General features: G+C 69.8%; 19 protein-coding genes. 5 read left to right on the top strand and 14 right to left on the bottom strand.

The genetic code is table 11. The features are described 5' to 3' along the window. Positions 1-56 precede the first annotated feature (56 nt). Positions 57-539 carry a cyclic pyranopterin monophosphate synthase MoaC gene (gene moaC, locus JOY88_RS10505; RefSeq protein ID WP_293502235.1) on the top strand — a complete coding sequence of 161 codons (483 nt, stop codon included), beginning with the start codon at positions 57-59 and terminating at the stop codon, positions 537-539. Here the strand turns inward: moaC and JOY88_RS10500 are convergent. From JOY88_RS10500 to recA, 13 genes are all read right to left on the bottom strand, one after another. Then, complete coding sequence (locus JOY88_RS10500) at positions 536-2,236, bottom strand: PglL family O-oligosaccharyltransferase (protein ID WP_293502234.1); 1,701 nt, start codon at positions 2,234-2,236, stop codon at positions 536-538. The two genes, moaC and JOY88_RS10500, sit on opposite strands and share 4 nt — an antisense overlap. 133 nt (positions 2,237-2,369) lie before the next feature. Further along, positions 2,370-2,849: a pilin gene (locus JOY88_RS10495; RefSeq protein ID WP_293502233.1), complete on the bottom strand. Its 480-nt coding sequence runs from the start codon at positions 2,847-2,849 to the stop codon at positions 2,370-2,372. Positions 2,850-3,088: 239 nt separating this feature from the next. Next, on the bottom strand, positions 3,089-3,874 hold the full coding sequence (locus tag JOY88_RS10490; protein WP_293502232.1) for an MBL fold metallo-hydrolase: 786 nt from the start codon (positions 3,872-3,874) through the stop codon (positions 3,089-3,091). A 155-nt stretch (positions 3,875-4,029) separates the two neighbouring features. After that, entirely contained in the window at positions 4,030-4,686 is a 657-nt protein-coding gene (locus JOY88_RS10485; RefSeq protein WP_293502231.1) for an FHA domain-containing protein, read from the bottom strand. Between the two features lie 37 nt (positions 4,687-4,723). Beyond that, positions 4,724-5,533 (bottom strand): Stp1/IreP family PP2C-type Ser/Thr phosphatase, encoded by an 810-nt coding sequence (locus tag JOY88_RS10480; protein ID WP_293502230.1) that lies wholly within the window; start codon positions 5,531-5,533, stop codon positions 4,724-4,726. Continuing rightward, complete coding sequence (locus tag JOY88_RS10475; protein WP_293502229.1) at positions 5,530-6,645, bottom strand: serine/threonine-protein kinase; 1,116 nt, start codon at positions 6,643-6,645, stop codon at positions 5,530-5,532. The genes JOY88_RS10480 and JOY88_RS10475 overlap by 4 nt, the downstream gene beginning before the upstream one ends. Positions 6,646-6,655: 10 nt before the next feature. Beyond that, positions 6,656-7,351 carry a TerC family protein gene (locus tag JOY88_RS10470; protein WP_293502228.1) on the bottom strand — a complete coding sequence of 232 codons (696 nt, stop codon included), beginning with the start codon at positions 7,349-7,351 and terminating at the stop codon, positions 6,656-6,658. 59 nt (positions 7,352-7,410) lie between these two features. Continuing rightward, on the bottom strand, positions 7,411-8,304 hold the full coding sequence (gene sucD / locus JOY88_RS10465) for a succinate--CoA ligase subunit alpha (RefSeq protein WP_293502227.1): 894 nt from the start codon (positions 8,302-8,304) through the stop codon (positions 7,411-7,413). Positions 8,305-8,323: 19 nt separating this feature from the next. Beyond that, entirely contained in the window at positions 8,324-9,484 is a 1,161-nt protein-coding gene (gene sucC / locus JOY88_RS10460; RefSeq protein ID WP_293502226.1) for an ADP-forming succinate--CoA ligase subunit beta, read from the bottom strand. A gap of 25 nt (positions 9,485-9,509) precedes the next feature. Next, a complete protein-coding gene (locus JOY88_RS10455) occupies positions 9,510-10,106 on the bottom strand; it encodes a DUF2889 domain-containing protein (protein ID WP_293502225.1) in 597 nt (198 codons plus the stop codon). 154 nt (positions 10,107-10,260) lie between these two features. Beyond that, the gene (locus JOY88_RS10450; protein WP_524539209.1) at positions 10,261-10,788 is read right to left on the bottom strand and encodes a regulatory protein RecX; all 528 of its coding nucleotides are present in this window, start codon (positions 10,786-10,788) and stop codon (positions 10,261-10,263) included. Between the two features lie 2 nt (positions 10,789-10,790). Continuing rightward, complete coding sequence (locus JOY88_RS10445) at positions 10,791-11,180, bottom strand: hypothetical protein (protein WP_293502224.1); 390 nt, start codon at positions 11,178-11,180, stop codon at positions 10,791-10,793. A gap of 180 nt (positions 11,181-11,360) precedes the next feature. Next, positions 11,361-12,401, bottom strand: coding sequence for a recombinase RecA (recA, locus tag JOY88_RS10440; protein ID WP_293502223.1), 1,041 nt, complete (start codon positions 12,399-12,401; stop codon positions 11,361-11,363). A gap of 217 nt (positions 12,402-12,618) precedes the next feature. Between recA and JOY88_RS10435 the strand changes: the two genes are divergently transcribed. Together JOY88_RS10435 and JOY88_RS10430 are read left to right on the top strand one after the other, a co-directional pair. Then, positions 12,619-13,290 carry a response regulator gene (locus tag JOY88_RS10435; protein WP_293502222.1) on the top strand — a complete coding sequence of 224 codons (672 nt, stop codon included), beginning with the start codon at positions 12,619-12,621 and terminating at the stop codon, positions 13,288-13,290. Beyond that, entirely contained in the window at positions 13,291-14,859 is a 1,569-nt protein-coding gene (locus tag JOY88_RS10430; RefSeq protein WP_293502221.1) for a sensor histidine kinase, read from the top strand. Positions 14,860-14,865: 6 nt separating this feature from the next. Here JOY88_RS10430 and JOY88_RS10425 read toward each other — a convergent pair whose 3' ends face one another. Beyond that, complete coding sequence (locus tag JOY88_RS10425; RefSeq protein ID WP_293502220.1) at positions 14,866-15,966, bottom strand: DNA glycosylase AlkZ-like family protein; 1,101 nt, start codon at positions 15,964-15,966, stop codon at positions 14,866-14,868. 197 nt (positions 15,967-16,163) lie between these two features. Here JOY88_RS10425 and JOY88_RS10420 point away from each other — a divergent pair, with 197 nt between their 5' ends. Next, positions 16,164-17,777 (top strand): AAA family ATPase, encoded by a 1,614-nt coding sequence (locus JOY88_RS10420; protein WP_293502219.1) that lies wholly within the window; start codon positions 16,164-16,166, stop codon positions 17,775-17,777. Then, a complete protein-coding gene (locus JOY88_RS10415; RefSeq protein WP_293502218.1) occupies positions 17,777-18,367 on the top strand; it encodes a general secretion pathway protein GspB in 591 nt (196 codons plus the stop codon). Before JOY88_RS10420 ends, JOY88_RS10415 begins: the two co-directional genes overlap by 1 nt. Positions 18,368-18,382: the final 15 nt, after the last annotated feature.

The following is an 18,382-nucleotide window of genomic DNA, read 5'->3' as shown; positions in this document are numbered from 1 at the left end:
AGCCGTGAGCGAGCCTCCTATGATGCCTGCAACAGCTTGCCCCTTTGTTTCCAGGCATGACGACCCCGCTCACCCATTTCGACGCCCAGGGCCAGGCCCACATGGTGGACGTGTCGGCCAAGGCCGAGACCCACCGCATCGCCGTCGCCGCCGGCGAGATCCGCATGCGGCCCGAAACCTTTGCGCTGATCGCCAGCGGCACCGCCAAGAAGGGCGACGTGCTGGGCGTGGCGCGCATCGCGGCCATCCAGGGCGCCAAGCGCTGCGCCGACCTGGTGCCGCTGTGCCATCCGCTGCCGATCACGCGCGTCGCGGTGGAGTTCGACCTCGACGCGGCCGGCAGCCGCGTGCTGTGCCGTGCCCAGGTGGAGACGCTGGGCCGCACCGGCGTCGAGATGGAGGCGCTGTGCGCCGTGCAGGTCGGCCTGCTGACCATCTACGACATGTGCAAGGCCGCGGACCGCGGCATGGTCATCGCCGACGTGCGCGTGCTGGAGAAGCAGGGCGGCAAGAGCGGCGACTGGCGCGCCGCGGGCTAACGCAGCGTCCGCCAGTCCAGCACGCCGGAGGCCGGCTGGCATTGCGGCATGGGCGGCGCGGAGGCGGCCTCCTCGCAGCTCGCGAACCAGGTGTCGCCGGTCGGGTTGCGGAATTCGCGCAGCCGGTCCGCGACATAGCGGGCGCCCTCCACGTTGCCGGTGGCTTCCAGCGAGCGCGACCAGTGCATCAGCAGCCGTGCATCCACGAGGCTGAAGGCGGTGCGGCGCGTCGCGGCGAGGGCCAGCCTGCCGGGCGGGAAGCTGGTGGCGGCGGCGTAGTCGGCCTGGTGACCGAAAAACGGCGAGCGCTGGCCCGTGGCGATGCGCTCGTTCAGCGGCGCGGCGTCGGCCGGTGGCGCGTAGATGACGACGATGCGGTGGTAGTCCCAGACGGCGAACGCGCTGCCGGCGATCAGCAGGCTGCCGATCAGTTGCCAGGGGCGGGCCGAGGCAGGCGCCGCGTGGCCATCCCCTGCCGGCAGCGCCAGGCCCAGCGCGAAGCAGGCCGGCAGCAGGAAGTAGGCATACCAGAGCGGGTACTCGAGCAGGCTGTGCAGCGCGATGGTCAGCACGATCATCAGCGCGGCACGGCGCAGCGGCGCGTCCTCGCCGGCCCGTGCAGCGCCGCGCCAGGCCTTGTACAGCGCCCAGGCCAGAAGGGCCAGTACCGCGCCGGCCCAGGGCAGACCCAGCTCGACGGCCAGCTGTGACGCCAGGTTGTGCGTGTGGTCGAAGAATGCGATGGGGCGGGTCGGGAAGGGGGTGAGGCTCCAGGCGACGTTGAACTCGCCCCAGCCCACGCCCAGCCAGGGGTTGGCCAGCGTCAGCGCCCAGGCGTCGCGCAGGATGGCCAGGCGCGATGGCGAGCCCGCGCCCTCGGCCAGGCGCGAGGCCGCGCCGAAGGCATGCCCCTCGGCCGACCATTGCGCCATCAGCCACCAGCTGACGCCCAGCATCAGCGGCGTGGCGAGCAGCGCCAGGCGGGCGGGGCGCGACAGCTTGCGGTCGACCATGCCCCAGACGGCCAGCATCGCGATGCCGATGAAGCCGGTCCGCGAGGCACTCAGCACGACGGTGAAGACGCAGGCGAACAGCAGCGGCGCCAGCGCCCGGCGCCAGCGGCGCTTCTCCGTGATGAAGACGGCGGCCACCGCGGCCCACATCATCAGGCTGGCGAGGTGGTTGGGCTGGCGCAGATTGCCCACCGCCCGACCCGGGATGCCCGAGCGCGCGATGACGTTGCCATCGGCCCAGCCGGGCATGAAGACCTGCACGAGGCTGACGGCCACGCTGGCCAGGCCGGCCGCGAGCAGGCCCCAGCACAGCGCCTCGGCGGCGATGCCGCGCTGCTCGCGCGACAGGCCCTGGGCCATCAGCAGCACGGCCAGGCCGGCGCCGATGATGGCTGCGGCGCCCAGGCCCAGCGACGCAGGCAGGGAGCGCCAAGCCACTGAACTCAGCGGCGCGACGAGAAGCAGCGCGAGCGCCAGCGCCGCGGGGCTCTTCAGGCCCCGGCTCCAGTCGGGCGTGGCGCGAGCCCAAAGGATGAGGGCCAGGCCCCAGCCGGCGAGGGCGAGGAGCTGGTTGTAGAGCGTCGCCGAGGGGGTCTGGTTGAAGGCCAGCAGAGGCGGCAGCGCCGTGGCGATGACGAGGCCTGGCAGCGCGGCTTCGACCGGGGCGGAAGTCTGGGAGGGCATGGGCGCGGATGATGGCATGGGCCGCGCCTCCCCTGCCTTGAAGCGTGTCAAGGGCCGGCGGCGTCGCACACCTGCTGGCCTAAAGCAAAAAAGCGGAGGCTCAGCCCCCGCTTTTTCTTCAAGACCGGTCAGGTTACTTGTTGTTCTTCTCGATGGCCGTCTTCAGCGTCGCGTTCGTGATGCCTGCATCGGCGGTCGCGTTCCAGGTCACTGCGGAGTCGCCGGCGGTCGGGGTGAACGTGATCGTCTTGCCACCCAGATCGCTGCCCACCTTGGTGGAGTCGTTGAACGTCAACGTGATCACGCCGTTGGCACCGGTCTTGACCGAGGCAACTTCGTTGCTGGGCGCTACTCCGGCGGCGGTATCAGCCGGAACGCCGTTGGTGCCAGCAGTGCTGCAAGCCGCGAACGTCTTGTCGCCGGTTTCCTGCGAGCACAAGGCGATGGCGGTCTTCCACGGGTCGGCCACGGAGATGGCGTTGCCGACCTTGGCCTTGGCCGTGTAGTCCTTGTACTGCGGAATCGCCACGGCAGCCAGGATGCCGATGATGGCGACGACGATCATCAGTTCGATCAGGGTGAAGCCTTGTTGGGCGCGTGCTTTCAGGTTCATGTCAGTACTCCAGTCGAAGTGGGTGGGAGGAGGGCACGTCCAAGATACGCAGGGGGCGTGCCAGCTTTTTCGGGCCGACAACCTGTGCGAAATCGCACGGATGGGCGCCTCCGGGCGCCGGCGCCTGACAAAAAACGTCACTTCGGACTGGCGCGTTATGTCACCCCGGCCCGTCGGGTCAAGAAACGTCAGGCGAAAAAATGGCGCCTCGAGGGCGCCAGCGACGGGGCAAGGCGGGTTCAGAGCTGCATGGCCTGCCCGGCCTGGAGCGCGCTGATGCGGTGCGGGCTGCCGAGCGCATGCACGCCCTGCATGACGGCTTCGACCTCGCCGGGCTTGATGTGGGTGATGCGCACGTCGACGCTGCCGGCCAGCTGCGCCAGCTCCTGGCCGAGGTCGTGCGGGCAGAGGTGCTGGCTGACGTGGGCGACCGCGGCCTCGTCGTCGCTGAAGGCGGTCTCGATGACGAGGTGGGACAGGCGCAGCGCGGCCAGCCGGCGCCACAGCGCCGGGTTGGGGCCGGTGTCGCCGGTGTAGACCCAGTGGGCGTGGCCGGCGGCGGCGCCGGCGTCCAAGGCGAAGCCGACCGCCGGCACGGTGTGGGCGGCCGGCAGCACTTCGATGATGCGACCGCCCAGATCCAGGCGGTCACCGATCTGGAAGGGGTGCAGCGAGAGCACCGGGGCTGCGGCCGTGGGCAGCGCGGTGAAGTCGGGCCAGATGACGCCGTTGAAGACGTGCCGGCGAAGCGCGTCCAGCGTCTCGGGCAGGGCGTGGACCTGGATGGGCGGGCGGCCGGCGGCGACGCGCAGGCGCAGCACGGCATCGGCCAGCAGCGGGATGCCCAGCACATGGTCCAGATGGGAGTGGCTGAGCAGGATGTGGTCGATGGCGGCCAGGGCTTGCAGCGGCAGGTCGCCCACGCCGGTGCCGGCGTCGATGAGGACATCGTCGTCCAGCAGGAAGGCGGTGGTCTTGTAGCCGGCGGCAATGGCGCCGGAGCAGCCCAGGACGCGGATGTTCATGCGGTGCGTGGCTTGGATGGGGTGCCGCGCTTCGGGCGAGGCTGATGCCCAAGAATGTACGCAGGCCCCGATTAACCGTGACGGTCGGATTACCGAGTTGGCGAACCCCTGTGCGTGAGGAAATCACACGCCGCCGCGAAGCTGGCGGGAGTGCCTCAGCCCTGGATGAACTGCATCTGCGTGCCGGCCAGCTCGATCAGGTCGCCGGTGCGCAACGCGATCGATTCGCCGGTCAGCGGGATGCCGTTGACGCTGGGGCGCTGGGCACCTTCGACATGCGCGAAGACGTAGCCGGTGGGGCGCTTGGTGATGGAGGCGACCTGCACGCCGGGCTTGCCCAGCGTCGTGACGACCTTGGTCAGCGAGACCTCGCGGCCCGCCGCGGCGCCCGTCAGCACCTTGATGGCGGCCGGGCCGATGCCGGCGGCGCCGTTGCCCAGCGCACCGAAGGCGGAGGTCAGGCCCAGGTTGGCCGGCGCGCCGGACCCGGGCTTGAGGATCATGGTCTTCTCGTAGTCGCCGCCGTCGCTGAGCAGGAACTTGATCTTGTACTTGCCGATCTCGACGGTGTCGTTGTCGGCCAGCAGCTGCTTCTTGATGGCCTTGCCGTTGATGTAGGTGCCGTTGGTGGAGTTGAGGTCTTCGATGAAGACGTCCGCACCGACCATCTGCAGGACGGCGTGCTCGCCGCTGATGGCGAGGTTGTCGATGACGATGTCGTTGTACGGCCGCCGACCGAGCGTGGTCTTGTCCTTGGTGATCTGGACCTCCTTGATCACCACGCCGTCGAGCGAAACCACCAGTTTGCCCATGTATGACCTCAAGTTCTGTTGTGCGCGCCGCGGCTCTTCAGGCGACGGAGTCTTTGCCGCCACGCCGACCGAAGGGCCACCAGCCCCGTCCTTCGGTACGTTGGCGGCCCTCGGCGCGGGCCAGGATGAGCGCGATGTTATCGCGGCCGCCGTTGTCATTTGCCGCGCCGATCAGCGCGCGCGCCGCCTCGGGCAGCGCCGGATTGCCGTTGAGCAGGTTGGCGAGGCTGTCGTCGTCGAGCATGTCGGACAGGCCGTCCGAGCAGAGCAGATAGGTGTCGCCGGGCTGGACCTCGTGAAGATGCAGCTCCATCAGCACCGTGTCCTCGACACCGACGGCGCGCGTGACGAGGTTCTTGTTGCTGGAGAAGGCAGCCTCCTCGACGGTCAGCAGGCCGGCGTCGATCTGCTCCTGCAGCAGCGAGTGGTCGCGCGTGATCTGCGTGAGGCGCCCCGCACGCAGGCGGTAGGCGCGCGAGTCGCCGACGTGGCCCAGCAGCAGGCCCTCGGGCCGGAACACGCCCAGCACCAGCGTCGTGCCCATGCCGGCATAGCGCGGGTTGGTGTTGGCGGCGTTGAAGATGGCGCGGTTGGCGTTGTCGACGCAGATGTCCATCGCGCGCTTGACCTCGCCGGCGCGGGCCTCGCGGCCACGGTCCTTCAGCCAGCGACCGAGCTCGCTGCTGACGAAGCTGGTCAGCATCTGGCTGGCCACCTCGCCGGCGTTGTAGCCGCCCATGCCGTCGGCCAGCACGGCCAGGCCGGCGGCCTGGTCCAGCGCGACCGAGTCCTCGTTGTTGTCGCGCGCACGGCCCACGTCGGTGGCGCTGAAGAACTCCAGGGTCATGAGGCTTGGCTGGGGGCGGGCGGCGCGGCGGCGGCGGGGGAGCGCGGATTCTGCCCTGCTTCCTCGGGCGTCAGGCGCAGTGTTTGTGCGAAGGTTTGCGCGAACGCCGGATCCTGCTGGAGCGCGGCGGTTTCGGGCGGGGCGGGCTCGGCCTGCAGGGCCATGACGAGGACGGCTTCGAGGTCGCGCGCCATCTGCTCGCCCGAGGGGTAGCGCAGCTCGGGGCGCTTCTCGAGGGCGACGGCCAGCACCAGGGCCAGGGGTTCGGGCAGGCTCGGGCGGTGGGTGCGTACGTCGGGCGCCGGCTCGGTGGCGATCTGCTGCATCAGCCGCGCCATCGAGTCGCTCTGGTGCGGCAGCACGCCGGTCAGCAACTGGTAGAGCAGCACGCCGAGGGAGTAGAGGTCGCTGCGGCCGTCCACCGTCAGGCCGGCGAGCTGTTCGGGCGACATGAAGGACGGCGTGCCCAGCACCAGGCCGGTGCGCGTGCGGCTGCCGTCGCCGACGCGGGCAATGCCGAAGTCCATCAGCTTGAGGCCGCCGTTGACGCGATCCAGCATCACGTTGGCCGGCTTGATGTCGCGATGGATGACGCCCTGACCGTGCGCATAGTGCAGCGCGCGTGCCAGGCGGGCGCCCAGCTGCACGACCTCGCGCGTCGGCAGCAGCTGGCCGGCCTTGGTGAAGAGGCTGAGGTCGCGGCCCAGCACGTACTCGAGGGCCAGCCAGGCGTCGCTGCCGTCCTGGCCGGCGTCGACGACCTGCAGGATGTCGGCATGCTCCAGCGCTCCCGCTGCGCGCGCCTCGCGCATGAAGCGTTCGCGCACGTCGGCAAGGTCTTCGGCCGAGAACTCGCGGCTCAGCGCCAGGCGCTTGATGGCAACCTGGCGGCCCGTGGCGCGCTGCGTGGCCTTGTAGACGATGGCCATCGCGCCGCGGCCGATCTCGGCGCCGATGTCGTAGTCCTGCAGGCCGGGCGCGCTGCCCGCGGCCTGCGGCGGCGCTGCGTCGGGTGTTGGTGGCTCATCGGGCGGGGGCAGCGGCGCGCGGGGCGGCGCGTCCGCGCCGCGACCGATGAGGCGCTGCCAGAAACCGGGTTTGCCGCTAGCCATGCCGGCGATCTTAGGTCGCCTCGGGCCTGCCGCGGCGCGCCAGCGCCAGGCCGGCGGCCACGACGAGCAGGGCGCAGCTGATGCTGACCGCGTAGTCCAGGCCCTGCATATGGGTCTCGAACCAGCCATGCACGGCCGCGTCCGTCGTCGCCATCTCGCCGGCGACGAAGCCCAGCAGCGCCGCGCCCAGCGTGATGATGGCGGGGAAGCGCTGCATCAGCTTCAGCAGCACCGTGCTGCCGAAGATGATGAGCGGAATGGACAGGCCCAGGCCGATGACCAGCAGCGGCACGTGCGCGCCCTCGGGCGCACTGTTGGCGGCAGCGGCGACGGCGATGACGTTGTCCAGGCTCATGACGAGGTCGGCGATGAGGATGGTGCGTATGGCCACCCAGAGGCTGCTGCTGGCCTGCACGTCGGCGTCGTCGTCGCCGTCGGCCAGCAGCTGCACGCCTATCCACAGCAGCAGCAGGGCGCCGACAAGCTTCAGCCAGGGCAGCTGCAGCAGCTGCACGGCGAACAGCGTCAGCGCCACCCGCAGCACGATGGCCGCGCCGCTGCCGAAGACGATGGCGCGCTTTTGCTGGTGGGCCGCGAGATTGCGCGCGGCCAGCGCGATGACGACGGCGTTGTCGCCCGACAGCAGGATGTTGACCCAGATGATCTTCAGCAGCGCGATGAAGAAGGCGGCGTTCAGCAGGTCCATGGAGCGGGCAAAAAAAAGCCGCCGGTCACCCCGGCGGCTGGTGTCGGGGCCAGGCCCGATTACAGCAGGCCCTTGAGCAGGCGGCCCATCTCGGACGGGTTGCGCGTGACCGTGAAGCCGCACTCTTCCATGATGGCGAGCTTGGCATCGGCCGTGTCGGCGCCGCCGGAGATCAGCGCGCCGGCGTGGCCCATGCGCTTGCCCGGAGGGGCGGTGACGCCAGCGATGAAGCCGACGATGGGCTTCTTCATGTTGGCCTTGCACCAGCGGGCGGCTTCCGCCTCGTCGGGACCGCCGATCTCGCCGATCATGATGACGGCGTCGGTGTCCGGGTCGTCGTTGAAGGCCTTCATCACGTCGATGTGCTTCAGGCCGTTGATCGGGTCGCCGCCGATGCCCACGGCCGACGACTGGCCGATGCCCAGCTCGGTCAGCTGCGCCACGGCTTCATAGGTCAGCGTACCGGAGCGCGACACGACGCCGACGCGGCCCTTGCGGTGGATGTGGCCGGGCATGATGCCGATCTTGATCTCGTCCGGCGTGATCAGGCCCGGGCAGTTGGGGCCCAGCAGCAGCGTGCGCTTGCCGCCGGCGGCTTCCTTGGCCTTCATCTTGTTGCGCACTTCCAGCATGTCGCGGACGGGAATGCCTTCCGTGATGCAGATGGCCAGGTCCAGGTCGGCCTCGACGGCTTCCCAGATCGCGGCGGCGGCGCCCGCGGGCGGCACGTAGATGACCGAGACGGTCGCGCCGGTCTGGCCGGCGGCTTCCTTGACGGTCGCGTAGATGGGAATCTCGGAGAACTTCTCGCCGGCCTTCTTCGGGTTCACGCCCGCAACGAAGGCGTTCTTGCCGTTGGCATAGGCCTGGCAGCCCAGCGTGTGGAACTGGCCGGTCTTGCCGGTGATGCCCTGGGTGATGACCTTGGTGTCTTTGTTGATGTAGATCGACATGGTGAGGAACTCCTGGGCTTTACTTGACGGCGGCGACGATCTTGGTGGCTGCTTCGGCCATCGTGTCGGCGGCGATGATGGGCAGGCCCGATTCGGCCAGCATCTTCTTGCCCAGTTCTTCGTTGGTGCCCTTCATGCGGACGACCAGCGGCACTTGCAGGTTCACGGCCTTGCAGGCGGTGATGACGCCTTCGGCGATGGTGTCGCACTTCATGATGCCGCCGAAGATGTTGACCAGGATGCCCTTGACGGCCTTGTTCTTCAGCATGATCTTGAAGGCCTCGGTGACCTTCTCGGCCGTGGCGCCGCCGCCGACGTCCAGGAAGTTGGCCGGCTCGCCGCCGAACAGCTTGATGGTGTCCATCGTGGCCATGGCCAGGCCGGCACCGTTCACCACGCAGCCGATATTGCCGTCCAGCGAGATGTAGGCCAGGTCGAACTTGGAAGCTTCGACTTCAGCCGGGTCTTCTTCGTCCATATCGCGGTAGGCGACGATCTCGGGGTGGCGGAACAGCGCGTTGGCGTCGAAGTTGAACTTGGCGTCCAGGGCGATCAGGTTGCCCTTGGAGTCGCAGTTCAGCGGGTTGATTTCAACCAGCGACGCGTCCGTGTCCATGTAGCACTTGTAGAGCTTGGCGAACAGGTCGACGGCCTGGTCGACCGAGTGGCCGCTCAGGCCGATGGCGGCCGCGATCTTGCGCGACTGCGCTTCGGTCAGGCCGACCAGCGGGTCGATCATCTCGGTGATGATCTTCTCGGGCGTGGAGTGAGCCACTTCCTCGATGTCCATGCCGCCTTCGCTCGAAGCGATGAAGGCGACCTTCTGCGTGCCGCGGTCGGTCACGAGCGAGACGTAGAGCTCGTTCTTGATGTCGGCGCCGTCTTCGATGTAGAGGCGGCGGACCTTCTGGCCTTCGGGGCCGGTCTGGTGCGTGACCAGCTGCATGCCGAGGATCTGCTCGGACAGCGTCTTCACGTCATCCATCGAGCGGGCCAGCTTCACGCCGCCGCCCTTGCCGCGGCCGCCGGCGTGGATCTGCGCCTTGACCACCCAGACCGGGCCGCCCAGCTTCTGCGCCGCTTCGACGGCTTCCTGCACGGTGAATGCCGGGATGCCGCGCGGCACGGGCACGCCGAACTGGCGCAGGATTTCCTTGCCCTGGTACTCGTGAATCTTCATAGGGGTCTCGCTTCTGTGGGTATGGTCAGGATGCGGATGGGGGCACCGCGTCGACCTGGGCGGACGGGCGGTACCAGCGGGGGTAATGGATCTGGACGGCCGGACCGTCGCTGCGCAACGCGTGGCAACGGTCGAGCTGGAAGGGCGGGTGCTCGGCGGCCGATTCGTCGCCCGCGCCCTCCTGCGTGGAAAGCACCTCGCCGGCCAGGGCCTGGATCACGGCGGTCGGCAGCACGCTGCAGAGCTCGGTCAGGTGGGTGCAGCCCAGCGTGCCCGAGAGGCGTTCCTTGACGGCGCCGCGGAAGCCGCGCATCAGGTTCAGGCCGGCGAGCTGGGCGTAGGCATTGCCGTGTTCCTCGCACTGGCCCGGATAAGGCATGGCCAGGGTCACTGAGCCGGCGGCCAGGATGTCGAGTTCGGCATTGATGACAAGGCCCAGCACCATTTCATGCAGTGGTTCACCGGCCGGTCGCAGTGTGCCGCCGACGGTGACATCGCGCGTCTTGGCGTCGATGAGCCGCGCTTCCACGTCGAACTGCCCGTCTTCGCGCGCAAACACCTGCACGTCGATGGCACGGCGGTGCATCAGGCGACGCGGGTTCGAGGCGAAGGGGAGTGGCATGGACAGGGTCGGAATCGCGAACAGGCGCAAAGTGGCCGGAGCGGGCAAAAGACGCCGGCGGCCTAGGGTTTACGCAGGGCGGGACTCTAGCATGTTGCGACGCAGCGGGGCTTTCGGCCGGGTTCTGGCCGCCGGCGAGACAGCGCCGCCGGGCTCAGTCATCGGCCTCGAGGCCGCGCAGCAGACGCCGGACCACGTCGCCGGAAAAGCCCCGGCCGGCCAGGAAGCGGGCCTGGCGCGCGCGCGCCGCGGCGTCCTGCGGCGGTGTGTCGCCGAACTTGCGCTGCCAGATCAGCCGCGCCCGATCGAGCTCGCCAGATTTCAGTGCTGCCTGCTGCTCGGCATCCAGCGCCAGGCCGTGGCGGGACAGCTCCTGGGCGATGCGCATCGTGCCGAAGCGGCTGGCGCGGGCGTGGATGCGCGACTCGACGAAGCGGGTCTCGTCGAGATAGCCCTGAGCCTGGAGCCAGGCGAGCAGGGCGTCGACGTCCTCGGTTGGGTCGGGACCGGCTTCGGCGGGTTGAGCGGTCTCGGTGGCAGATGTTTCGGCAGCCTGCGCTGTCGCCAGTCTTGCCTGCTCGCGCGCAATGCGAAGCAGCTTCTGGCGCAGCTCCGACGCGCTGTGCTCGCGCTGCGCGAGCAGGGCGATGGCCCGGGCCTTGAGTGACAGCGGGGCGCGCATGCTCAGCCCGCTTGGCCGGCGTCGAGCGGCAGGCCGGTGCGGGTATCAACGGTGAGCGCCGCGCGACCGGGCAGCCCTTCGCGCCAGGACGGCGCGGCCTGCACGTCCGACCAGTATTCGTCGATCCGCACGATCAAGCCGGCCGCGAGGGTGAAGAAGCTGTTGGCATAAAAACTCGCCTCGCCATGATCGACGCGCACCAGCGAATGGACGCGGCCGTCGGCCAGCGCGTTGCATTCGAGCAGGCGGAGGGCCCAGCCCTCGGGATAGACGGCGTTGACGCGGACGAAGGCCGCAGCGCCGTCAAAGCGCTCGCGCGTGACCCACCAGGTGGCTTGCGCCGCAGGACTCAGCAGGGCTCGGACCTCATCCCAGCGGCGGGCCTCGATCAAGGCCCAGAACCGGTGGATCCGGGCCTGGGGTGTCACCGGCTTACTCTTCCGCGCCCGCGGCTGCGCCGATCTGGACGATGCCGAGCGATTCGCGGATCTTGTTTTGGCTTCGGCCCGGCCGCGATGCGGCCTTCACGCACGCTGCGCGTGCATGAGCCTGCGCCGGAACAAGATCCGGATTCACTCTTCGCCCGAGGTGGTGGCGATCTGGACGATACCGAGCGACTCGCGGATCTTGTTCTCAATCTCACGCGCGAGCTCGGGGTTCTCGCGCAGGAACTCGCGGGAGTTGTCCTTGCCCTGGCCGATCTTTTCGCCGTTGTAGGCGTACCAGGCGCCGGACTTGTCGACGATCTTGGCCACCACGCCCATGTCGATGATCTCGCCCTCGCGGCTGATGCCTTCGCCGTAGAGGATGTCGAACTCGGCCGTCTTGAACGGCGGGCTGACCTTGTTCTTGACGACCTTGACCTTGGTCTCGGAGCCGATGACTTCCTCGCCCTTCTTGATCGAGCCGATACGGCGGATGTCCAGGCGCACCGAGGCGTAGAACTTCAGCGCATTGCCGCCGGTCGTCGTCTCGGGCGAGCCGAACATGACGCCGATCTTCATGCGGATCTGGTTGATGAAGATGACCGTGCAGTTGGTCTTCTTGATCGTGGCGGTGAGCTTGCGCAGGGCCTGGCTCATCAGGCGGGCCTGCAGGCCGGGGAGGGCGTCGCCCATCTCGCCTTCGAGTTCGGCCTTGGGCGTCAGCGCGGCGACCGAGTCGATGACGATCAGGTCGACCGAACCGGAGCGCACCAGCGCGTCGACGATCTCGAGGGCCTGCTCGCCGGTGTCGGGCTGGCTGATCAGCAGGTCGGGCAGGTTGACGCCGAGCTTCTGGGCGTACTGCACGTCGAGCGCGTGCTCGGCGTCGATGAAGGCGCAGGTGCCGGAGAGCTTTTGCATCTCGGCGATGACCTGGAGCGTGAGCGTGGTCTTGCCCGACGATTCCGGGCCGTAGATTTCGATCACGCGGCCGCGCGGCAGGCCGCCGACGCCCAGGGCGATGTCAAGGCCCAGCGAGCCGGTGGAGACGACCTGGATGTCCTCGATGGCTTCGCCCTCGCCGAGGCGCATGATCGAGCCCTTGCCGAACTGCTTTTCGATCTGGGCCAGCGCGGCCTGCAGGGCCTTGGCTTTTTCGGTGTTGAGGGCTTTGACGGGCGCGTCCATGAAGTTCTCCTGTGGGGTCGGTGCGATTATGGCGGAATCTGTATGTTTGTACAGTAGTTCGAGCAGGACTTTCTGCCAGCCGGGGCAGTCCGTCGCCGGGTTCGATGTCTGGCGTCATCCTAGGACGATGGTGGCTCACTGGATGAGCCAGACGGATCTCGTGGCAAACCCTGAGGCCGCAGCTTTCTAGAATTGCCCATCACCTCGAGGGAAGAGCATGCGCATCCTGATTGCCGAAGACGATCAAGTGCTGGCCGACGGCCTGCTGCGCGCGCTGCGCGCGTCGGGCTATGCGGTCGACCAGGTGTCGAGCGGCAGCGAGGCCGACGCGGCGCTGGCCGCGCACGAGTTCGATCTCGTCATCCTTGACCTCGGCCTGCCGCGCCTGCATGGCCTGGACGTGCTCAAGCGTCTGCGCGGACGCGGCTCCAGCGTGCCGGTGCTGATCCTCACGGCGGCCGACAGCATCGAGGAGCGCGTCAAGGGCCTGGACCACGGTGCCGACGACTACATGGCCAAGCCCTTCTCGCTGCAGGAGCTCGAGGCGCGCGTGCGTGCGCTGACGCGCCGCGGCCTGGGCACGGCAACGAGCATCATTCGCCACGGCCCGCTGGCCTTCGATTCGGGCGGGCGCGTCGTCTACATCAATGAGCAGATGGTCGAACTCTCGGCGCGCGAGCTGTCTCTGCTCGAAGTGCTGCTGCAGCGTGCCGGCCGGCTCGTCAGCAAGGACCAGCTCGTCGAGCGCCTGTGCGAGTGGGGCGAGGAGGTCTCGAACAACGCCATCGAGGTCTACATCCACCGCCTGCGCAAGAAGATCGAGCAGGGCCCGATCCGCATCGCCACCGTGCGCGGGCTCGGCTACTGCCTTGAGAAGATCCCGGGCTGAATGAGCGCCCGCACGGCCGTTCCGAAAGGCGCCGAGCCCGGCGTCGCCGACAAGCCGGCCAAGCCGCAGCGCTCGCTCTTCGGCGAGATCCTCGACTGGATGCTCGCGCCGCTGCTGCTGATCTGGCCGATCAGCGTGGCGCTGACCTGGCTCGTCGCGCAGGGCATTGCCAACAAGCCCTACGACCGCGAGCTCGGCGAGATGACGCGCACGCTGGCCCTGCGCGTTGCGGCCCAGGCAGCCGCGGATGCCGGCCACCCGGACGCCGCTCAGGTACGCCGTTACGCCATGGCGCCCGAGGCGGCGGCTTTCCTGCGCGCCGACGCCAGCGACACGGTCTTCTATCAGGTGCGCGGGCCGCAGGGCGGGCTGCTCAGCGGCGACGCGCGACTGCCCGCGCCCGGCGACGACGACGCCGCCGGCCCCGGCGAGATCCGCTGGCGCGACGACGAGATCGCCGGCGAGCGCGTGCGCGTGGCCTGGCTGCACGTGCTGCCCGACGGCCAGGTCGAGAGCCGTGCCGAAGCACCGACCGCGACAGCACCGGTCAGCCTGCTCGTGCAGGTCGCCGAGACGACGGGCAAGCGCACGCGCCTGGCCAACGAGATCATCAAGGGCGTGATCCTGCCGCAGTTCGTCATCCTGCCGCTGACGGTGCTGCTGGTCTGGCTGGCGCTGGCGCGCGGCATCGCGCCGCTGGGCGAGCTGCAACGGCGCATCCGCTCGCGCGACAGCGCCGATCTCTCGCCGATCGACGAGCGCCACGTGCCCGAGGAGGTGGCGCCGCTGGTGCGCGCCATCAACGAGCTGCTGGGGCGGCTCGACCAGTCGATGCGTGCGCAGAAGCACTTCCTGGCGGATGCCGCGCACCAGCTCAAGACGCCGCTGGCCGGCCTGCGCACCCAGGCCGAGTTCGCCCAGCGCGAGGTCGACGAAGGCCGCAGCCAGCCGGCCGACCTGATCCGCTCGCTCGAGCAGATTTCGCTGTCCAGCCAGCGCGCCGCGCACATGGTCAACCAGCTGCTCGCCATGGCACGCGCCGAGGACAAGGAGCACGCGGCGCGGCGCAGTGAAGTCAACCTCGCCGAATTCGCCATCGAGACCGTGCGCGACTTCGTTCCGCGCGCGCTGGAGCGGCGCCTGGACCTCGGCTACGAGGGCCCCGACGCGGACCGCGCCCAACTGCGCGTGCTCGGCCAGCCGCTGCTGATCCGCGAGCTGATCCGCAATCTCGTGGACAACGCGCTGCTCTACACCCCGCCCGGCGGCGTCGTCACGGTGCGCGTCATGGAAGACCCGTTCGGCCAGGTCAGCGTGCTGCAGGTCGAGGACACCGGCCCCGGCGTGCCCGAGAGCGAGCGCGAGAAGATCTTCCAGCCCTTCTACCGCGCGCTCGGCACGAACACCGACGGCTCGGGCCTGGGCCTGGCCATCGTCCGCGAGATCGCCGAGCAGCACGAGGCCGAGCTCCTGCTCGACGACACGCGCTCGCGCCGCGGCCTCGCCGAGAACGAAGGGCCCGGCGCACGTTTCACGGTCCGCTTCCCGGCGCGTCCGGCGGGGCGCTGAAACGCTTCAGCCGAGGCCGAGGAAGCGCCGCATCGCGTCGAGTTCCTCGGCCAGCGCCGCCTTGAACGCAGCGCTGCGCGGCGTCTTGCCGTCGACGAAGCCGAGCTCATGGATGAGCCGGCCGTTCTCGACGCGCAGGTTCGCCCAGCCGCGGATGTCCTCGCCCCAGAGCAGCGGCAGGGCGTAATGCCCCATCGTGCGCTTGGCCGCGGGCGTGTAGGCCTCGAAGCGGTAGGGCCAGCCCCAGAAGAGCTCGAAGCGGCGCCGGTCCCAGACGACCGGGTCGAAGGGCGCGAGCAGGCGCAACTGCGCGTCGCAGCGATGGCGGGCGCTCGACGGGTTTTCGTCCGTCGGCCAGAACCAGGTCACGCCGTCGACCACGGCATGGGCATAGCGCTGCTTCGCGGCCTTGACGGCGGCGCGCATCTCGACCTGCAGCTGCGGCGCACTGCCGCGCAGCAGCGTCGTCAGGTAGCCCAGGCTGGGTGCGGGCAGCGGGGCGTAGAGCTGGACGACGCGGTCGAGCAGGGCCTCGGCGCGCCCGCGGCGTGCGGCCGGGCTGTCGTCCTGCGGCGCGTGCTCGACGGCCTCGTAGACGCGCGTGCCGGCGTCGCGCCGCTTGACGCGCAGGTGGCCGCGGTAGTGCAGGCCGTCGAGCAGCTGCGTGCTGACGTTGAGCTCGCCGCCCCAGTAGCCGGGCATGCGGCCGTGGTGGGCGAACTCCTCCAGCAGCGACTTCGGGTGCGTCGGCCCGCGCTCGCGCACGACTGCCAGCAGTGCTTCGGCCTGCGCGCGTGTCGTGGCGTCCCAGGCGCGCCGCGCCGTGCGCGGGTGCATCAGCGGCAGCCAGTCGCGCGGCACGAAGCCGTAGTTGACGAAGCAGTCCTCCTCGACCTGAAGCCGCGGATAGCGCTGCTCCAGCTCGCCGGCGCAGTAGTCCTTGACGCGATGGCGCAGGATCAGGTCCTGGGCCCGCGCCGGCGCGCGCATCGGGTCGGCCTGGACGAAGCCCAGGCGCTTGAACGCGCCCTGGAGCGTGGTCGGCGTGAACAAGCTGCGCGCGATGGCGTAGCGGCGCAGGGTTTCGAGGTCGAGCGGCTTGGGCATGGCGGGATTGTGACGAGACGACAACCGTGTCTTGTCAGTTGGAAGGAATTGCGGGCCGAGCGCTGGGCCGCTCCCGAGCCGGCCCCCGAAGGTTTCTTGCGGCTCAAGGCCGCAAGAAATCTCGTCCCCTCGGGGGACCGCCCAGGCGTGCGCGCGTCCAGCGGCGCGCCTGGGCGAGGGGCTAACATTCCTCCGTTATGTACAACGCCTTCTTCGGACTCCAGCAGGACCCCTTCTCGATCGCGCCCGACCCGCACTACCTCTTCATGAGCGAGCGGCACCGGGAGGCGCTGGCCCACCTGCTCTACGGCCTCGGCGGTGGCGGCGGCTTCGTGCTGCTGACCGGCGAGATCGGCGCGGGCAAGACGACGGTGTGCCGCTGCTTCCTCGAGCAGGTGCCGCAAGGCTGCCGCGTCGCCTACGTCTTCAATCCCAAGCTGACGGTGCCCGAGCTGCTCGCCACCGTCTGCGAGGAATTCCACATCGCCCTGCCCGAGCCGCTGCCGCAAGGCGAGAGCGTCAAGCCCTACGTCGATCGCATCAACGCCTTCCTGCTCGAAGCGCACGCGGCGGGCCAGAACTGCGTGCTCATCATCGACGAGGCGCAGAACCTCGCGCCCGAGGTGCTCGAACAGCTGCGCCTGCTGACCAACCTCGAGACGCAGGAGCGCAAGCTGCTGCAGATCATCCTGATCGGCCAGCCCGAGCTGCGCACCATGCTCGCCCGGCCCGAGCTCGAGCAGCTCGCGCAGCGCGTCATCGCGCGCTATCACCTCACCGCGCTTTCGGCCGACGAGACCGCGCAGTATGTGCGCCACCGCCTCGGCATCGCCGGCCTCAAGGGCGAGACGCCCTTCGACGACCGCGCGCTGGCGCTGCTGCACAAGCTCTCGCGCGGCGTGCCGCGGCGCATCAACCTCATCGGCGACCGCGCCCTGCTCGGCGCCTACGCGCAGGGCCGCGCCCGCGTCGACCGCAAGACGCTGGCGCGCGCCGCGGTCGAGGTGTTCGACGACGCGCATGTCGCCACGCCGGCCTGGCGCCGGGCGCTGCCCTGGGCGCTGGGCGCGGGCGTGATCGCGACGGCGGCCTGGGCCGTGGGCCAGCAGATGCGGCCTGCGCCGGCGCCCCTTGTCGTCGGCGCCAGCAGTCATGGCGCAGCGGCTTCCGCGCCGCCACATGCGGCCTCGGCGGCCTCGGCGGCCTCGGCGCCCGCCGCGGTCGACGCCATCACCGACGCGCCGGCCACACCCGACGCGGCCTGGCAGCAGCTCGCCGCGCGCTGGCACGTCACGCTGCCGGAGCACACCGAACTCTGCGCTGCCGCGCCGAGCCAGCAGCTGCAATGCTTCCAGGGCGACGGCGGGCTCGCGCAGCTGCGCCTGCTCGATCGACCGGCCGTGCTCAAGCTCGCCGACGCGGACGGCCAGCCGGCCTTTGCGCTGCTCGAATCGCTGGACGGCCAGCAGGCGCATCTGCAGCTCGGCGCGCGCCACGTCACCGTGACGCTGAGCGCGCTCGCCCGCCAGTGGCACGGCGAATTCACGACCCTGTGGCGCACGCCGCCCGACTACGCCAGCGGTGCGGCCGCGCCCGCCGTGCTGCAGTGGCTGGACAAGGGCCTGAGCCAGGCGCTGGGCCAGCCGCCGGCCACGGCGCGCGCAGGCAGCAACGCGGTCCGACGCGAGCGCATCGCCGCCTTCCAGCGCGGCCAGGGCCTGCCGGCCGATGGCCGCGCCGGACCGGTCACGATCATGCAGCTGGGCCGGCTGCTCGGCGTCGACGAGCCGCATCTCCAGGAGCCGCACTGATGTCCTACATCCTCGACGCCCTCAAGCGCGCCGAAACCGAGCGCGAGCGCGAACGCGGTGCGGTCCCGACGCTGGGCAGCAGCTCTTCGACCAGTACCCCTGCCGCGCGCAACCTGCTCGTACCGGTGCTGATCGTGCTTGTGCTGCTGCTCGCCGTGGCCGCGCTCTATGCCTGGCTGCGGCCGAGCGCGCCGCCGGCGGTTCACGAAATCGTCCGAGAGGCGGCGCCGCCACCGCCCATGCTTGTTGCGCCGCCGCCGCTTGTGCGGCCCGCCCCGGTCGCCACGGCGCCTGCCGCGACGCCGCAGCCCGTGCCAGCACCGGCGACGACGACGACGATGACGATGACGGCGCAGGCCGCCGCCGTTCCCGCGCTGGCCGAACTGCCCGCGGCGACGCGCCAGGGTATGCCGCCGCTGAACGTCAACGGCGCCGTCAACGCGCCCGCGCCGGCCGACCGCCTGCTGTTCGTCAACGGCCAGGTGCTGCACGAGGGCGACAACATCGCGCCGGACCTGCGCGTCGAGACCATCGGCGTGCACAGCGCCCAACTGTCGTGGCGCGGCCAGCGCTTCCGCGTCGACTACTGAGGGAAACCCGAGGCT

It is taken from the genome of Roseateles sp. (genome assembly GCF_019237615.1).
In the GTDB taxonomy this organism is placed as follows: domain Bacteria; phylum Pseudomonadota; class Gammaproteobacteria; order Burkholderiales; family Burkholderiaceae_C; genus Pelomonas.
This window is presented reverse-complemented; position numbering and strand designations above follow the sequence as displayed.